The 15,777-nt window shown below is 68.6% G+C and carries 15 protein-coding genes; 9 read left to right on the top strand and 6 right to left on the bottom strand.

Annotation, left to right across the window (positions count from 1 at the left end; translation table 11 throughout):
• Positions 1-204 precede the first annotated feature (204 nt).
• The 6 genes from PMI02_RS23470 to PMI02_RS23445 all read right to left on the bottom strand — a co-directional run bounded on the left by PMI02_RS23470 (position 205) and on the right by PMI02_RS23445 (position 6,521).
• The gene (locus PMI02_RS23470) at positions 205-1,710 is read right to left on the bottom strand and encodes a sulfotransferase (protein ID WP_007687719.1); all 1,506 of its coding nucleotides are present in this window, start codon (positions 1,708-1,710) and stop codon (positions 205-207) included.
• A 44-nt stretch (positions 1,711-1,754) separates the two neighbouring features.
• A complete protein-coding gene (locus tag PMI02_RS26665) occupies positions 1,755-2,579 on the bottom strand; it encodes a HupE/UreJ family protein (protein ID WP_081496771.1) in 825 nt (274 codons plus the stop codon).
• A gap of 179 nt (positions 2,580-2,758) precedes the next feature.
• Positions 2,759-4,939 carry a xanthine dehydrogenase family protein molybdopterin-binding subunit gene (locus tag PMI02_RS23460; RefSeq protein WP_007687717.1) on the bottom strand — a complete coding sequence of 727 codons (2,181 nt, stop codon included), beginning with the start codon at positions 4,937-4,939 and terminating at the stop codon, positions 2,759-2,761.
• A complete protein-coding gene (locus PMI02_RS23455; RefSeq protein ID WP_007687715.1) occupies positions 4,936-5,406 on the bottom strand; it encodes a (2Fe-2S)-binding protein in 471 nt (156 codons plus the stop codon). The genes PMI02_RS23460 and PMI02_RS23455 overlap by 4 nt, the downstream gene beginning before the upstream one ends.
• Positions 5,407-5,436: 30 nt before the next feature.
• Positions 5,437-5,937, bottom strand: a complete 501-nt coding sequence (locus PMI02_RS26110) for a cytochrome c (protein ID WP_007687713.1) — start codon at positions 5,935-5,937, stop codon at positions 5,437-5,439.
• Positions 5,934-6,521 carry a hypothetical protein gene (locus tag PMI02_RS23445; RefSeq protein ID WP_007687712.1) on the bottom strand — a complete coding sequence of 196 codons (588 nt, stop codon included), beginning with the start codon at positions 6,519-6,521 and terminating at the stop codon, positions 5,934-5,936. The genes PMI02_RS26110 and PMI02_RS23445 overlap by 4 nt, the downstream gene beginning before the upstream one ends.
• Before the next feature lie 304 nt (positions 6,522-6,825).
• Between PMI02_RS23445 and PMI02_RS23440 the strand changes: the two genes are divergently transcribed.
• From PMI02_RS23440 to PMI02_RS23400, 9 genes are all read left to right on the top strand, one after another.
• Complete coding sequence (locus tag PMI02_RS23440; protein WP_036505232.1) at positions 6,826-7,686, top strand: urease accessory protein UreD; 861 nt, start codon at positions 6,826-6,828, stop codon at positions 7,684-7,686.
• A 5-nt stretch (positions 7,687-7,691) separates the two neighbouring features.
• Positions 7,692-7,994, top strand: a complete 303-nt coding sequence (locus PMI02_RS23435; RefSeq protein ID WP_007687708.1) for an urease subunit gamma — start codon at positions 7,692-7,694, stop codon at positions 7,992-7,994.
• A complete protein-coding gene (locus PMI02_RS23430) occupies positions 7,991-8,296 on the top strand; it encodes an urease subunit beta (protein ID WP_007687706.1) in 306 nt (101 codons plus the stop codon). The genes PMI02_RS23435 and PMI02_RS23430 overlap by 4 nt, the downstream gene beginning before the upstream one ends.
• On the top strand, positions 8,296-10,008 hold the full coding sequence (ureC, locus tag PMI02_RS23425; protein ID WP_007687704.1) for an urease subunit alpha: 1,713 nt from the start codon (positions 8,296-8,298) through the stop codon (positions 10,006-10,008). Before PMI02_RS23430 ends, ureC begins: the two co-directional genes overlap by 1 nt.
• A gap of 46 nt (positions 10,009-10,054) precedes the next feature.
• On the top strand, positions 10,055-10,621 hold the full coding sequence (locus tag PMI02_RS23420; protein ID WP_007687702.1) for an urease accessory protein UreE: 567 nt from the start codon (positions 10,055-10,057) through the stop codon (positions 10,619-10,621).
• Entirely contained in the window at positions 10,542-11,291 is a 750-nt protein-coding gene (locus PMI02_RS23415) for an urease accessory protein UreF (protein WP_238539150.1), read from the top strand. Before PMI02_RS23420 ends, PMI02_RS23415 begins: the two co-directional genes overlap by 80 nt.
• Entirely contained in the window at positions 11,288-11,941 is a 654-nt protein-coding gene (ureG, locus tag PMI02_RS23410) for an urease accessory protein UreG (RefSeq protein ID WP_007687698.1), read from the top strand. The genes PMI02_RS23415 and ureG overlap by 4 nt, the downstream gene beginning before the upstream one ends.
• Positions 11,941-15,300 (top strand): ATP-binding protein, encoded by a 3,360-nt coding sequence (locus PMI02_RS23405; RefSeq protein WP_007687697.1) that lies wholly within the window; start codon positions 11,941-11,943, stop codon positions 15,298-15,300. The genes ureG and PMI02_RS23405 overlap by 1 nt, the downstream gene beginning before the upstream one ends.
• Positions 15,297-15,777, top strand: a 481-nt coding sequence (locus tag PMI02_RS23400; protein ID WP_007687695.1) for a response regulator, incomplete at its 3' end; no start/stop codon positions are given. The genes PMI02_RS23405 and PMI02_RS23400, both read left to right, overlap by 4 nt.

The following is a 15,777-nucleotide window of genomic DNA, read 5'->3' as shown; positions in this document are numbered from 1 at the left end:
AACACCGCTTCGCCTTGTACTTCGGCTGCCGGATGCTGGGCCATATAACCTAAATGGTTCGTATTGTCAAGCCCCCATCCCAGCGCAGGCTGGGACCGCTGTGTACCCTTCAGGCCGAACCTCGCCCACGGCCAACCGACAGCAACCGCCCAGCCCCATGCTCGCGCGACCATGCCAGCGATCCCAGCGTTCGCTGGGATGACGTCAGTCCACCGCGATACCCTCGGCCTCGAAGAACGCGCGCACCTCGGCCATCCCCGCATCATGCGTCTTCCACCGGCCGATGCCATCGGCATTGAGGCTGCGGCGCACCTGCGCAGCGCTCGGCGTGGCGACGGCCGCGCGGTTCTCGTGGAAGGCGAGGCAAGCCGGGTCCCAGCTCAGACCGCAGTGCTCGAGCAGGCGCCGCGTCTCGCTCTGCTGGTCGGCTACCAGCGCCTCGTAACCCAATTGGAGAACGCGGCCGGGGAACAGCCGCTCCCACAGCGCCATCAGCTGGTCGAACCGCGCGTAATACCGCGCCGTGTCGAGCAGGTCGTAGGAATAGGCGTAGTAGGGTGACTGCGTGGCGAACAGGTTGCGGAAGTTGCTCCACACCGTGTCCATCGGGCCGCGCCGCAGGCAGACGATCCGCGCGTTCGGCAGGGCTCGGGCAATGTGCCCCACGTTGAGGAAATTCGCCGGTAGCTTGTCCACGAAGCGTGGGCTTCCCGCGGGACGATGGTGTGCCGCGCGGTCGAGATAGCGTCGGCCGATCTCCGCAGGCTCAGCGCCCATCGCCGCGCTCACCGTCTCGGGATCGAGCACCGTGCGCGACGGCGTTCCCGCCGCCTGCTTGATCGCCAGCGGCATCGCCTGCAGTTCCCCCGCCGACCCGACCTCGGGGTGCGAGGACAGGATGCGATCGACCAGCGTGGTGCCGGTGCGCGGCATGCCGACGACGAAGATCGGCGTGTCGTCCGGGTTGCCGGGCCCGGCCTCGGGCGCCTGCCCGAAGGCCGCTTCGATGGCGTCGAAGATCGCCGCGTCCTGCGCGAAATCGTAGCCGGACGCGCGCTTGTGATCGGCGTTGGCGGCGCTCAGCGCCGCGAAGGCGCGCCGGGGTTCGCCGATGTCCTCCAGTTCCTTGGCGAGCGCATAGCGCAGGCGCACGAGGTCCTGCGGCTTCCGTGCGCTGGCAACGGCCGCCTCGAGCCGGTCGACGTGGTTCGCCTCGCGCGTCTGGCGCGACAGGATCGAAAGCGCATAATGCGTGCGCGGCTCACCTGGATCGGCGCTGAGGATGACCTCGTAGTGCCCCCGGGCCTCTGCCACCCGCCCGGTGAAACCGCATGCGGCCGCGAGGTTGTAGCGGTAGTCCAGATTGCCGGGTTCGCGCGCGACGGCTTCCCCGAAAGGCGCAATCGAGCCTTCGTGGTCGCCTAGCCGGGCCAGCACGCAGCCCACCGTGTCCATCGTGCGCGCGTCGCTGCCGGGCGCCTCCAGCGCCGAGCGCGCGGCATCCGCCGCCTCCCCGTCGCGGCGCAGCAAAATCAGCAGCCGGGCGTACTGAGCAAGGTACTCGGCATTGTTCGGATCGCGCGACAGCGCCTCTTCGACGAGCGGCACCGCCTGCCCGACCTTCCCCGCCTCCGCCGCGGCGATGCCCATGAGGAAAGGTCCTTCGCCCTCGTTCGGACGGCCCTCCGCCATGGCCCGCGCCGCTTCCATCGCGCGCGGCAGGTCCCCTCGGGAGAGCGCTTCCCTTGCGGCGTTCACGCGATGCCCAGGCTGAAGCCGGCCACGCGCTCGACCGCCCAGAAGCAGCCGACGAGGCCAGCGAAATAGAGCGCGGCGCGGCGCACCGGCTCTCGCCGGTCGAACGCACCGGCGATCCCCATGACGCCGAGCACCGCGCCGACGAACAGCAACTGGCCCAGCTCCACGCCGGCATTGAAGAACAACAGCCCACTCGCCCGCTCGCCCGGCGCCACGCCGAGTTCGTGCAGCACAGTTGCGAAACCGAGGCCGTGCAGCAGGCCGAAGCCAGCCACCACCGCGATCTGGCGGCGCCGTACCTCGGCCCCCTGGTCCAGCCCGTTCCTCTGCGCCCGCAGCGCCTCGCGCGCCATGAAGGCGATGGAAAGCGCGATAACAACCTCGACCGGAGGCACCGGCACATGGATCACGTCGAAGAAGGCAAGGCCGAGGCTGAGTGAGTGGCCCAAGGTGAAGGTCGTCACCAGCGCCAGCAGGAACCGCCCGCGCGCCAGCAGGCACAGGCACAGAACGAAGCAGAGGTGGTCCCATCCGCCCAGGATGTGCATCACGCCCTGCCACGTATAGTAGCTCGCGACCTGCGGTAGCGGCCGGGCCTGCGGTGCCCCGTCTGTCAGCGGCGGCGTCAGCGAGTCGTTGCTGGCGAGCAGGTTCGGCGCCGCGGCGATCAGTTCGTACCCGCGCACCACCGCGCCACGTTCGAGCGTATGTGCGCCGACCGGCGACACGTCCGCCAACGCCGGGATGGGCATCAGCGCCAGACCCACGACGAGCACGACCAAGTGCAGCATTTTGCGCAGCATGAGTTCAGGACTCCACATGGATCACATACCCTTCTTTCAACCGCGCGCTTCCGTGCTCACCGCGCCGCCGCCCCAGCGCATGGGAAGAAGCCTATGACGAAATACGTAGCCTACTTCCCTGCCCCGACGCTACGACATTGGCTGGCGCGAGCCCCCTACGTCAAATGACGCATGGATGCGGCGAACGCGTCGCGGCGTCAGGCAAGGTCCACCGGCAGGCTGCGCACCCGCTTGCCGGTCGCCGCATGGATCGCGTTGACGAGCGCCGGGATCACCGGCGGCAGCGCCGGTTCGCCAAGGCCGGTCGGCGGGTTGTCGGTGATGACGAACTCGACGTTGATTTTTGGCGTCGCATCGATGCGCTGGAAGGGGTGGGTGTCGAAATTCGCCTGCTCGACCACCCCCGCGACCTGCGTGATCTTCTGCCCGGCGAGCGCTTGCCCCAGCCCTTCGATCACCGAGCCCTGCACCTGGTGCAGCGCATTGAGCGGGTTGACGATCTGGCTGCCGACATCTCCCGCCGCCCATACCTCGTGGACCTTGACCTGCCCGTCGGCGACGGAAACTTCGACCACTTCGGCGAAGTAGCCGGCATGGCTGAAATAGAACCCGAAGCCCTTGCCGCGGCCCTTCGGCAGCTTGCCGCGGCCCTGCCAGTCGGCCATCGCGACGACCTTTTCGATCACGCCCCGGGCGCGGCCGGTATGGAAGGCGGGTCCGCGTCCCTCGCCCGCCAGCGCGCGCGGGCTTCCCAGCAGGTCGAGCATGAGCGAGGGCAGGTCCTTGCCCGCCGCCTCGGCCACTTCGTCGAGGAAGGCTTGCGAAACGAATCCGAGCGCGTTGGAGCCCGGCGCGCGCAGCCAACCGGTCGGCAGGTTGGTGGCGAGCAGGTCCTGTTCGAGCAGCACCGCGTCCACGAGGTTCGCCGGCACCATCGCGCCCGGCAGCTCGCCCGCGCGCACCGGCGCCTCGCCCGTACCGAAGCCGACGAAATGGTCGCGGAAGGCGGTGACCTTGCCCTCGCCGTCGAGCGCGGCGGCGAAGGCGTGCCAGCCGGCGGGCCGGTAGAAGTCGCGGCGGAAGTCGTCCTGGCGGGTGTAGAGCAGCTTGACCGGCGTGCCCGGCACCTTGGCTGCGATCGCGGCGGCCTGCACCATGTAGTCGTTCATCAGCCGCCGCCCGAAGCCCCCGCCGATGCGCGTGAGGTTGATGCGGATCTTCTCGGGCGCGATGCCAAGCGCTTTGGCGACGAGACCGCGCCCGTTCTCCGGGTTCTGGGTGGGCGCCCAGATTTCCAGCGCGCCGTCCTTGAACAGCGCGGTGCAGTTTTGCGGCTCGAGCGTGCCGTGCGCGAGGAAGGGATAATCGTAGCGCGCCTCGACCGTGCGGGCCGCAGCGGCGAAGGCGGCGTCGGGCTCGCCCTTGCGCAGCACTTCGCTTGCCGCCTTGGCGCCGAGCGCCGTCGCGGCCTGCGCAGCGTAGCTTTCGGTCGAGAAGCCTGCCTGCGCGCTGTCGTCCCACGCCACTTCGAGGCTCTCGCGCGCCTTGTTCGCGGCCCAGAAGCTTTCGGCGAGAATCGCGACGCCGTCGAGCAGGGATTCCGCCTCGCCGTTGCCGGTGATGGTCAGGACATGGCGCACGCCGGGCAGCGCGCGAACGGTGTCGAGGTTGGCTGACTTGAACCGTCCGCCCACCGCCGGGCAGGTCTCCAGCACGGCGTGAAGCAGGCCGGGCTGCGCGACGTCTATGCCGAACAGCGGCTTGCCCGCGACGATCGCGGGGGTATCGACGCCGGGGATCGGCTTGCCGATGATGCGGTATTGCGCCGGGTCCTTGAGCTTCAGCGCCGAGGGATCGGGCGGGGTGAGCATCGCGGCTTCCGGCGCAAGGTCGACATAGGCGATCGAGCGGCCCGAGCGGCGGTCCTTCACCATGCCGCTGGCGGTCGTCGGGCCATCTTCCGGCACGTTCCACTTGCGCGCCGCGGCCATGACCAGCATCTGCCGCGCCGCTGCGCCCGCTTGCCGCATCGGCAGCCATTCGCGCGCCGTGGTGCGGCTGCCGCCCGCGCTCTGGGCGCCGAACAGCGACTGGTCGGCGTGGGTCTGCTCGACAGTGACCTGATCCCAGTCGACGTCGAATTCCTCGGCGATCATCATCGGCAGCGAGGTCTTGGCGCCCTGCCCGATCTCGGCGTTCTTGCCGCCGATCACGAATCGGTTGCCCGGAAGGACCCGGATGAATGCGGTGAGAAGCCTAGGCTCCGCGCCGTCGGCTGCGTGGGCGGCGATCGGCACGGCCAGCTCGAACATCAGCCCGCCACCGGCGAGCAGCGAAGCACCGACGAAGCGGCGGCGGCTGAGCATTGCTGCGGTCATGCTGCGGCTCCTCTGCTCTTGGCGGCAGCCTTGATCCCCGCGCGGATGCGCACGTAGGTCGAGCAGCGGCACAGGTTCCCGGCCATCGCCGCGTCGATGGCGGCATCGTCGGGGTCGGGCACTTCGGTGAGCAGGGCGACCGCGCTCATGATCTGTCCGGCCTGGCAGTAGCCGCACTGCGGTACGTCGAGGGTGTGCCAGGCCTCACCCACGCGGCGCCCGGCGTCGAGCGCGGCGACGCCCTCGATGGTGGTGATCGACTGTCCCTCCACCGAGCCGACGGGGGTCAGGCACGCGCGGATCGCGGCGCCGTCGAGGTGGACAGTGCACGCGCCGCACAGCCCCGCGCCGCAGCCGAACTTGGTGCCCGGCAGGCCCAGATCCTCGCGCAGGGCCCAGAGAAGCGGTTTCTCCGGGTCGACATCGATTTCCCGCGCCGCGCCGTTCACCGTGAATCGGATCGCCATCTGCCCCTCATTCCCCTCTTGCGGCCGTGCTTACTTGAGCTGGTCCGCGATCGTCTTGCGCATTTCACCGACTTTGACGGCAGTCGTTGGACCCGCACCGCGCACGGTAGCGACCTCCGCTGGCGTGAAGGGCTTGCCTCCCTTCACGGCCCAGTTGAGAGCGGACGCGACATCGGCATCGGGCAGGCGCTGGAAGGGCAGCATGGCGGCGCGGATCGGCTTGCCGTTGACGGTGATCGCACCCGACTGGCCGTAGAGCACCACCGAAACCAGCCACTTGCGGCCTTCCTTGCTCGCTGCTGCCGTGCCCAGGCGCCCGCTGAGGCGCGGAAAAACGCCGGTGGTGCCGCTGCCATCGGCCTTGTGGCAGACTTGGCAGTTCGCGGAGTAGGGCTTGGGCGCGGCCTGTGCGCGCGGCGCGCCGCTCATTCCGGCGAGGCCGAAGGCCAAGGCGCCGCCGGCGGCAAGCACCGCGCAGGTCGCTGCGACCCGGCCGCGCCGGGCTGCGGGGCGGTTCTCGGAGGCATTCACGTCATGGTACTCCCTGTAAGCTCTATATATTGCCGCGGCGCCTTTGTGCCCACCGCAGCGAGCAGCGCTTCCAGCTGTTCCTGCCGCTGTACGGTCCCACGCGCAAGCAGGTGTCCGTTCGCATCGATAAGGGCGGCGGAGGGGACCGGCCCGATCTGGAAATCCTCGTTCGCCGCCGCGTCGAGGATGATGTCTTGGGCGCCGAGGCCATTGCGCACCATGAATGCGGCGTAGTCGTTGACGTCTCCGTCGCCGAGCAGCAGCAGCCTTACGTCGGCCTGCGCGCACAGTTCCACCGCATCGCGCACGACGTGGTCGCACAAGTCCGAGCCCGCCTCGACGAACAGCAGCAGCAGAAGGCGCGGATCGCGGCTGGTGCCGCCGATGGTCAGCGTCTCGCCTGAAATGGCGGGAGCGCAGACGATGGGGGCCGGCTCCAGATCGCGGACGTCGTCGTTCACCGGGATGCGCCCGACCGGAGTCAGCGACTGGCGGGCGAGGCGCGTCTGCCGCCGCGTCGCCAGGACGGCGACCGCGAGCAGGATGATACCAAGCCCGAACAGGAACGACAGAGCGATCAGCATTATGCCCGGTCCTAATCCCGCGCGCCCGATCGGCGCATGGGGCGATTGACGTAGGGCGCTCGGCGAGCAGTTCGCTAAATGGCCACGCAGTGGTTGTTTCGAAGGCTCACCCGCCCGCTTCGCCCTCACGAAGCGGTCAGGGGGTGTTCGCCACGTTTCGGTATAACCCACCCAAGACGAGACTTCAGGGAGGTCCGGGCTTCGCGCCCGGACCTCCTTTTTTTGGTGCGGATCGCGCGGGCAGCGCATTAGCCCATACGTCAAATGCCCCATGCCCCCTTGCCGGGCCGCCAGCGAAACGCCGATGATGCTCGCCGCCCCCGTCCCGCCCGCCGAAAAGGCCGCGCCGCGCTCGCGGCTGCAGCGCGTGGACGGCGCGGCGATGGTGCATTTCGGACCCCGGGGCCTGCGCGATCTGAAGCAGGTCGCCCCGGCGCGGCTGCTGTTCCCGGATATCGACGCGGGCGAGTTTCCGCTCGTCGTCACCGTCACCACCAGCGGCGGGCTGACCGGCGGCGACCGGCTCTCGCTGCACGTCAGGATCGACGCCGAGGCCAGCGCCACGGTCATTCCGCAGGCGGCGGAGAAGATCTACCGCGCCCTGCCCGACGATCCGCCGACCCGCATCGAGACGCGCATCTCGCTTGGCGCCGGCAGCCGCTGCGAGTGGCTGGCGCAGGAAGCCATCCTGTTCGACCGCAGCCGCATGCGCCGCTCCCTCGACATCGACATGGCCCCGGACGCGAGGCTGCTCGCCGCCGAGATGATCGTGCTGGGCCGGGGCGCGATGGGCGAGACCTTCGAGAGCGGCCTTATCCACGACGGCTGGCGCATCCGGCGCGGCGGGCGGCTGGTGTGGGCAGACACGCTGCACATCGATGGCGACGTGGCTGAAATCGCGGCTCGGCCATTCGGCTTCGACGGCGCGATCGCGGTGCTGACGATGGTCTACGCCGGGCCGGACGCGGCCGCCCATCTCGAACTCGCCCGCACGCTGGTGCCTGCGCCCCACGGCGGTGCCACCTGCCTCGACGGACTGCTGATCGTGCGCATGACCGGGCCCGACCCGCGCCATGTCCGCGATATCGCGCTCCGGTCTGCGGAAATCCTGCGCTCCGCCGTATTCGGACTATCGCCGCGCCTCCCCTCCATCTGCTACTGCTAGGCACCATGAATCTCACCGGTCGCGAAAAAGACAAGCTGCTCATTGCCATGGCCGCCATCGTCGCCCGAAAGCGACTGGAGCGGGGGGTGAAGCTCAACCATCCCGAGGCCATCGCGCTCATCACCGACCATGTCGTCGAGGGGGCGCGGGACGGGCGGCCGGTCGCCGAGCTGATGGCCAGCGGCGCCCACGTCATCACCCGCGAGCAGGTTATGGAGGGCATCGCCGAGATGATCCACGACATCCAGGTCGAGGCGACCTTCCCCGACGGCACCAAGCTCGTCACCGTCCACAGGCCTATCCGATGATCCCGGGTGAGATCATCCCCGCCGAGGGCGAGATCGTGCTGAACGAGGGCCGCGAAGGCATCAGCCTCTCGGTCGCGAACACCGGCGACCGGCCTATCCAGGTCGGCAGCCACTACCACTTCGCCGAGACCAACCCGGCGCTAGAGTTCGACCGCGAGGCCGCGCGGGGCTACCGGCTCGACATCGCCTCGGGCACCGCCGTCCGCTTCGAGCCGGGCCAGACCCGCGAGGTCACGCTGATCGCCTATGCCGGGGCGCGACGCGTGTTCGGCTTCCGCGGCGCCGTGATGGGAGACCTCTGATGCCCGTCACCATGAACCGCCGCGCCTATGCCGGCATGTTCGGCCCCACCGTGGGCGACCGCATCAGGCTGGGCGACAGCTCGCTGCTCATCCGCATCGAGGAAGACCGCACGGTCTACGGCGAGGAAGTGAAGTTCGGCGGCGGCAAGGTCATCCGCGACGGCATGGGCCAGTCGCAGATGACGCGCGCCGAGGGCGCGCCCGATACCGTCATCACCAACGCCGTGATCCTCGACCACTGGGGCATCATCAAGGCCGACATCGCCATCCGCGACGGGCGGATCAGCGCCATCGGCAAGGCGGGCAACCCGGACGTCCAGCCCGGCGTCGACATTCCGATCGGCCCCGGCACCGAGATCATCGCCGGCGAGGGCCGCATCCTCACCGCTGGCGGGATCGACGCCCATATCCACTTCATCTGCCCGCAGCAGGTGGACGAGGCTCTCAATTCCGGAATCACCACGATGCTCGGCGGCGGCACCGGCCCGGCGCACGGCACGCTGGCCACCACCTGCACACCGGGCGCGTGGCACATCGGCCGGATGCTGCAGGCGCTGGAAGCTCTGCCGATGAACTTCGGCCTGTTTGGCAAGGGCAACGCCTCCACGCCCGGCGCGCTGGAGGAGATGGTCCGCGCGGGCGCCTGCGGGCTCAAGCTGCACGAGGACTGGGGCACCACGCCCGCCACCATAGACTGCTGCCTCAAGGTGGCAGACGAGTACGACGTGCAGGTCACGCTCCACTCCGACACCCTGAACGAAGGCGGCTTCGTCGAGAGCACGATCGCCGCCTTCGCGGGCCGCACCATCCACGCCTTCCACACCGAAGGCGCGGGCGGCGGCCATGCGCCGGACATCATCCGCGTGGCGGGCCTGCCCAACGTGCTGCCCTCGTCCACCAACCCGACCCGGCCCTACACCGTCAACACGATCGAGGAGCACCTCGACATGCTGATGGTCTGCCACCACCTCGATCCCCGCATCGCCGAGGACGTGGCCTTCGCCGACAGCCGCATCCGCAAGGAGACCATCGCGGCGGAAGACATCCTCCACGACCTCGGCGCCTTCTCGATGATGTCGTCCGACAGCCAGGCGATGGGCCGCGTGGGTGAAACGGTGATCCGCTGCTGGCAGACCGCCGACAAGATGAAGCAGCAGCGCGGATCGCTCGGCACCGACGATGCCGATTCCGACAACTTCCGCGCCAAACGCTACATCGCCAAGTACACCATCAACCCGGCCGTCGCCCACGGCATAAGCCACGTCGTCGGCTCGGTCGCGGTGGGCAAGCTGGCCGACCTCGTGTTGTGGAGCCCCGCCTTCTTCGCGGTGAAGCCGGACATGGTCATCAAGGGCGGCTCCATCGCGACCGCGCCGATGGGCGACGCCAATGCGAGCATCCCGACGCCGCAGCCAGTGCATTACCGCCCGATGTTCGGCGCCTTGGGCGCGGCCGGCGTGGCCTCGTCGCTGCACTTCGTCTCGGCTGCGGGGATCGAGGGCGGCGTCGCGCAGCGCCTTGGCTTGCAGCGCCCGCTGGAAGCGGTGCGCAACACGCGCGGCGGCATCTCCAAGGCCTCGATGGTGCTCAACGACGCGATGCCGCACATCGAAGTCGATCCCGAAACCTACGAAGTGCGCGCCGACGGGGAACTTCTAACCTGCGAGCCGGCCAGCGTGCTACCCTTTGCCCAGCGCTATTTCCTGTTCTGATGCGCCTCGCGTCTTCCTCCTGCCCCGACACGACAAGGCCCTTCCCATGCTGACCGTCCACGAAGTCATCCCCCATGGCCGCTGGTCCGGCGGGGCCGCCGACCACATCACCCTCGACCACGATGCGCGCCACCGCCGCCGCTGGTACTACACCGCCGACCACGGCACCGCCTTCCTGCTCGACCTGCCGCGCGCGCAGGTGCTGGGCCACGGCGACGCGCTGCAGCTTTCGGACGGGCGCCTCGTCGAAGTGCTCGCCGCGGCCGAGGCACTGGTCGAAGTGACCGCGCAGGACCCGGCGGCGATGATCCGCCTTGCCTGGCACATCGGCAACCGGCACCTCCCCGCCGAACTGCACCCCCACGCCATCCGCCTGCGCGACGACCACGTCATCAACGCGATGCTGGAAGGCCTGGGCGCGGCGGTGACGAAGATCGAAGCACCGTTCACGCCCGAGGGCGGCGCCTACTCAGGCCATGGACACGCCCACGCGGCCCACGATCACGACGAACACTGCGACCACTCGCACGACCATGCCCACGCGCGCAGCCACGTCCACGACCCGCTCGCCGAGGACGACCATCACCACCACGGCCACGCCCATGGTGGGTGAAGGCGCGCTACACCGGCTGCTGGCCTGGACCTCGCCGTCCTACCCGGTCGGCAGCTTCACCTACAGCCACGGCCTCGAAACCGCCGTCGAGGACGGCCGGGTGCGCACGGCGATGGACGTCGTCACCTATGTCGAGGCGGTGCTGTCGCGGGGCGGCGGCTGGGTCGATGCGGTGCTGTTGGTCCACGCATGGAAAGCAGCGGGCGACGAGAGCGCTTTCGACGAAATCTCCGAGCTTGCCGCCGCCTTCCGGGGCAGCAGCGAGACCGCGCTGGAGGCCCGCCAGCAAGGCGCCTCGTTCCTCACCGTCACCCGCAAGGCCTGGCCGCATCCCGCGCTCGATGCCTTCGCGGCCCGCAACGGCGACTGGCCGGTGGCGCACTGCGCTGTCCTGGCGCTCGCCTGCGCCGCCCACGCGGTTTCGCTGGAGCCCGCGCTCCATGCGATGCTCCATTCCACCGCCGCCAACCTCGTCTCGGCAGGCGTGCGGCTTGTCCCGCTCGGCCAGACCGACGGACAGCTTGCGCTTGCCGCCCTCGCGCCGCTGATCGAGGGCATTGCCGCACGCGCCCTCGCCGCCTCGCTGGACGACCTCGGCACCGCTGCGCCGCAGCTCGAGCTGGCCTCGATCGCCCACGAAACTCTCTACACAAGGCTTTTCCGCTCATGAGCAACCACAACGGTCCGAGTCATGGTCCCCTGCGCGTCGGCATCGGCGGCCCCGTCGGCTCCGGCAAGACGGCGCTGACCGACCGGCTCTGCAAGGCGATGCGCGAGCAGTACAACATCGCCGCCATTACCAACGACATCTACACCCGCGAGGATGCGGAGTTCCTCACCCGCTCCGGCGCGCTCGACCCCGAGCGCATCATGGGCGTGGAAACCGGCGGCTGCCCGCACACCGCCATCCGCGAGGACGCCAGCATCAACCTCGTCGCCGTCGACGAGATGGCGAAGAAATTCCCCGGCCTGGAAGTCATCTTCATCGAGAGCGGCGGGGACAACCTGGCCGCCACCTTCAGCCCGGAACTGGCGGACATCACCATCTACGTGATCGACGTTTCGGCGGGCGACAAGATCCCGCGCAAGGGCGGCCCCGGCATCACCCGCTCCGACCTGCTGGTCATCAACAAGATCGACCTCGCCCCACTGGTCGGCGCCGACCTCGGCGTCATGGACCGCGATTCCCGCAAGATGCGCGGGAGCCGGCCATTCCTGTTCACCAACCTCAAGGACATGATCGGGCTGGACGAGATCGTCGACTTCATCGTCGCCACCGGCGGCCTGCGACCCCGCGAACGGGCGCTCACGACCGGTTGATGATGAAGCACCCCGATTATGTCCTGAAAGAAAAGCGCCTCTACAACAAGTGGGTCGCGACGCAGACGCTCGAGGACTACGCGCTGCGCTTCACGGCGGACAAGGCGCGCCGATGGGCCCCGCGCACGGTGGCGGGCACGGCGATCGGCGCCACTGCCTTCCTCGCCTGCGAGGCGATCGGCGCATCGATCACGCTGACCTACGGCTTCGCCAACGCCGTCGCCGCCATCGCCGCGGGCATGGCGCTGATGTTCGTGCTGAGCCTGCCGATCGCCTACCAGTCCGCCCGGCGCGGGCTCGACATCGACCTGCTGACGCGGGGCGCGGGCTTCGGCTATCTGGGCTCGACGATCACCTCGCTGGTCTACGCCTCGTTCACCTTCCTGCTGTTCTCGGTGGAAGCGACGATCATGGCGGTCGCCCTGCGCGCCATGACGGGCATGCCGATGAGCGTGGCCTACCTGATCTGCGCACTCGTGGTGATCCCCATCGCCTTCTACGGGATGAGCGCGATCACCCGCTTCCAGGCCTGGACGCAGCATGTCTGGATCGTCCTGCAGGTCGCCCCGATCGCCTACATCGTCTGGGCCGGGCCGGCCGCGCTGGCCGAATGGTCGCACTATTCCGGCAGGTTCGGACTGGCGGACGGCAGCGTCACGCTGATCCACTTCGGCTTCGCGCTGTCCACCCTGCTCTCGCTGCTGCCGCAGATCGGCGAGCAGGCGGACTACCTGCGCTTCCTCCCGCCGGAATCGAAGATCGGTCGGACCCGCTGGTGGTCCGCGATGCTGATCGGCGGGCCCGGCTGGACGCTGGTTGGCGGTATGAAGCTGCTGCTGGGTTCCTACCTCGCGTGGTTCGTGACGAGCGAGGGCCTCGTCGTTGACGATCCCTCGAGCCCGACCGCGATGTTCCAGGCGATCTTCACCCGCATGACCGGCTGGCCGGCGTTCTCGCTGGTGCTGACCGGGCTGTTCGTGGTGATCTGCCAGCTCAAGATCAACGTGACCAACGCCTATGCCGGCTCGATCGCGTGGTCGAACTTCTTCTCGCGCCTGACCCACAGCCACCCCGGCCGCATCGTCTGGATGGTGTTCAACGTCCTGCTGGCGCTGCTGCTGATGGAGACGGGCATCTTCGCCGTCATCGAGCAGATCCTGATCCTCTACGCCACGCTCGCCGCAGCGTGGATCGGCGCGCTGGCGGCGGACCTCATCGTATCCAAGCCCCTGCGCCTCTCCCCGAGCGGGATCGAGTTCAAGCGCGCCCATCTCTACGACCTCAACCCGGTCGGGCTCGGCGCCATGGCTCTGTCGATCGCGGCGGCGGCATGTGCGCATTTCAACCTGCTCGGCCCGCTGGCACAGGCCTTCGCCCCGGTCATCGGCCTGGCCATCGCCTTCACCGCGGCCCCGGTGATCGCGCTGGCGACGCAGGGCCGTTACTACCTCGCGCGCCGCACGCGCTGGGCGCCGGGGCTGACGGAGGCGACTTGCATCATCTGCGAGAACCGCTTCGAACTCAACGACATGGCGCACTGCCCCATGCACGCCGCGCCGATCTGCTCGCTGTGCTGCATGCTGGAAGCGCGCTGCCACGACCGCTGCAAGCGCGATAGCCGGGCGACCCAGCAGCTCGCGCTCTGGCTCGAACGTCTGCTCCCGCGCGGCGCCTCCCGCTTCGTCCATACGCCGGTGGGTCACTTCGCCTTCGTCATGGCCGCCATCACCGCCGTGATCGCGGCAATCGTCGGCATGCTGTCGTGGCAGATCGAGCTGACCTCGCCGCATGCCGCCGAGCGCTTCTCCGGCGTGCTGATCGGGCTGTTCCTGCTGCTGTCGCTTTGCGGCGGGGTCATCGCGTGGATCGTGGTGCTGGTCCACCACTCGCGCCGCTCGGCAATGCAGGAAAGCGAGCATCACGTCGACCTCCTCCTCAAAGAGGTGGAGGCCCACAACCGCACGATGAAGGAGCTCCAGTCCGCCAAGGAAGCGGCGGAGTCGGCGAACACCGCCAAGAGCCGCTATCTGGTGAATGTCAGCCATGAGATCCGCTCCCCGCTGAACTCGATCTACGGCTATGCCCAGCTGCTCGAACGCGGACACGACGTAACGCCGGTTGAGGCCGCGAAAGTGATCCGCCGCAGCTCCGAACACCTCACCAATCTCGTCGAGGGCCTGCTCGACATTTCGCAGGTGGAAAGCGGCGTGCTGCGCATCTCCAGCGAGACGGTGCGCTTCCCCGCGTTCGTCGACCAGATCGCCGACATGTTCCGCCCGCAGGCCGCATCCCGGGGCATCGCCTTCCACTTCGAGCGGCCCGAGCGCCTGCCCGGCTTCGTGCGCACCGACCAGAAGCGCCTGCGCCAGATCCTCATCAATCTGCTGTCGAACGCCATCAAGTTCACGCCCGCAGGCTCGGTGACCTTCCGCGTCCAGTACCGCAGCGAGATGGCGACCTTCGACGTGATCGACACCGGCATCGGCATCTCGCAGGAAGACATCGACAAGGTGTTCGAGCCGTTCGAGCGCGGCGGCAATCCCGACGCGCAGCGTCAAAAGGGCGTCGGTCTCGGGCTCGCGATCACGCAGGCGCTGGTGCGCATGCTCGGCGGCGATCTGACCGTAGAGAGCGAACCGGACCAGGGCGCCCGCTTCACCGTGAAGCTGATGCTGGGTCAGGTCGTCGTCCCCCAACAGGATGTCGAGGAAGTCGACCGCGTCTCGGGCTACGAGGGCGAACGGCGCAAGGTGCTGGTCATCGACGACGATCCGGCGCAGATCGCCGTGGTACGCAGCCTGCTCGAACCTCTCGATTTCACGGTGCTCCACGCCTTCAACGGGAAGCAGGGCCACGCTCTTGCGCTCGCCGAGCGTCCCGACATCGTCCTGCTCGACATCTCGATGCCCGGCGAGTCCGGCTGGGATGTCTGCCGGCGCCTGCGCGAGGACCTTGGCCGAGCCGTGAAGATCATCATGGTCTCGGCCAATGTCCACGAATTCAACCGGGGCGGCGACGGGCAGGCAAGCCACGATATGTTCCTCAAGAAGCCGGTCGAGCTCGACGCCATGCTGGATGTCGTGGCCGAACAACTATCGATCCACTGGATCGGCGAGAAGCCCGCGGCCGATCGCTCCCAAATCCCCGGCCTGGCTCAGCTGCCGCCCGCTGTCGTCCCGCTCATTGCCGAGATCGAGCAGAAGGCGATGATCGGGCACGTCAGGGGGATCGAGGCGGCTATCCGCATGCTCGAAAACTCTGTACCCGAAGCCGCCCCGCTCGCTGCACAGCTGCTCGAACATCTCGACAATTTCGATCTCCAGTTGCTCCTCAAGACCGTGAGAGCCCATAAGTCATGAGTACCGTGCCTACCGATACTGTCCTGGTCGTCGACGACACCCCGGAATCGCTGCGGTTCCTGACCGACACGCTCGAATCGTCCGGGATTTCGGTACTTGTCGCCACCAGCGGCGAGGCGGCTCTGGACCTGCTCGAACACGTCGTCCCCGACCTCGTGCTGATGGACGCGGTGATGCCCGGCCTGGATGGTTTCGAGACCACCCGGGCGATCAAGGCGCGGCCCTCAAGCGCCCAGATTCCCGTCGTCTTCATGACCGGCCTGACCGAGAGCGAGCACGTCGTGCGCGCGCTTGAGGCGGGCGGCGTGGACTACCTGCGCAAACCCATCGTCATCGACGAACTGCTCGCCCGCGTGCGCGTCCACATGACCAATGCCCGCATCGCGAAGGGCAGCCACTTCGCGCTCGACGCCACCGGCCGCAGCCTGATCGCGGTGCAGGGCGAAGGCGCCCTCGGCTGGGGCACGCCGACCGCCG

Source organism: Novosphingobium sp. AP12 (assembly GCF_000281975.1).
In the GTDB taxonomy this organism is placed as follows: domain Bacteria; phylum Pseudomonadota; class Alphaproteobacteria; order Sphingomonadales; family Sphingomonadaceae; genus Novosphingobium.
Note: the sequence above shows the minus strand (reverse complement) of the source record. Positions and strands in the feature narration are given on the sequence as shown.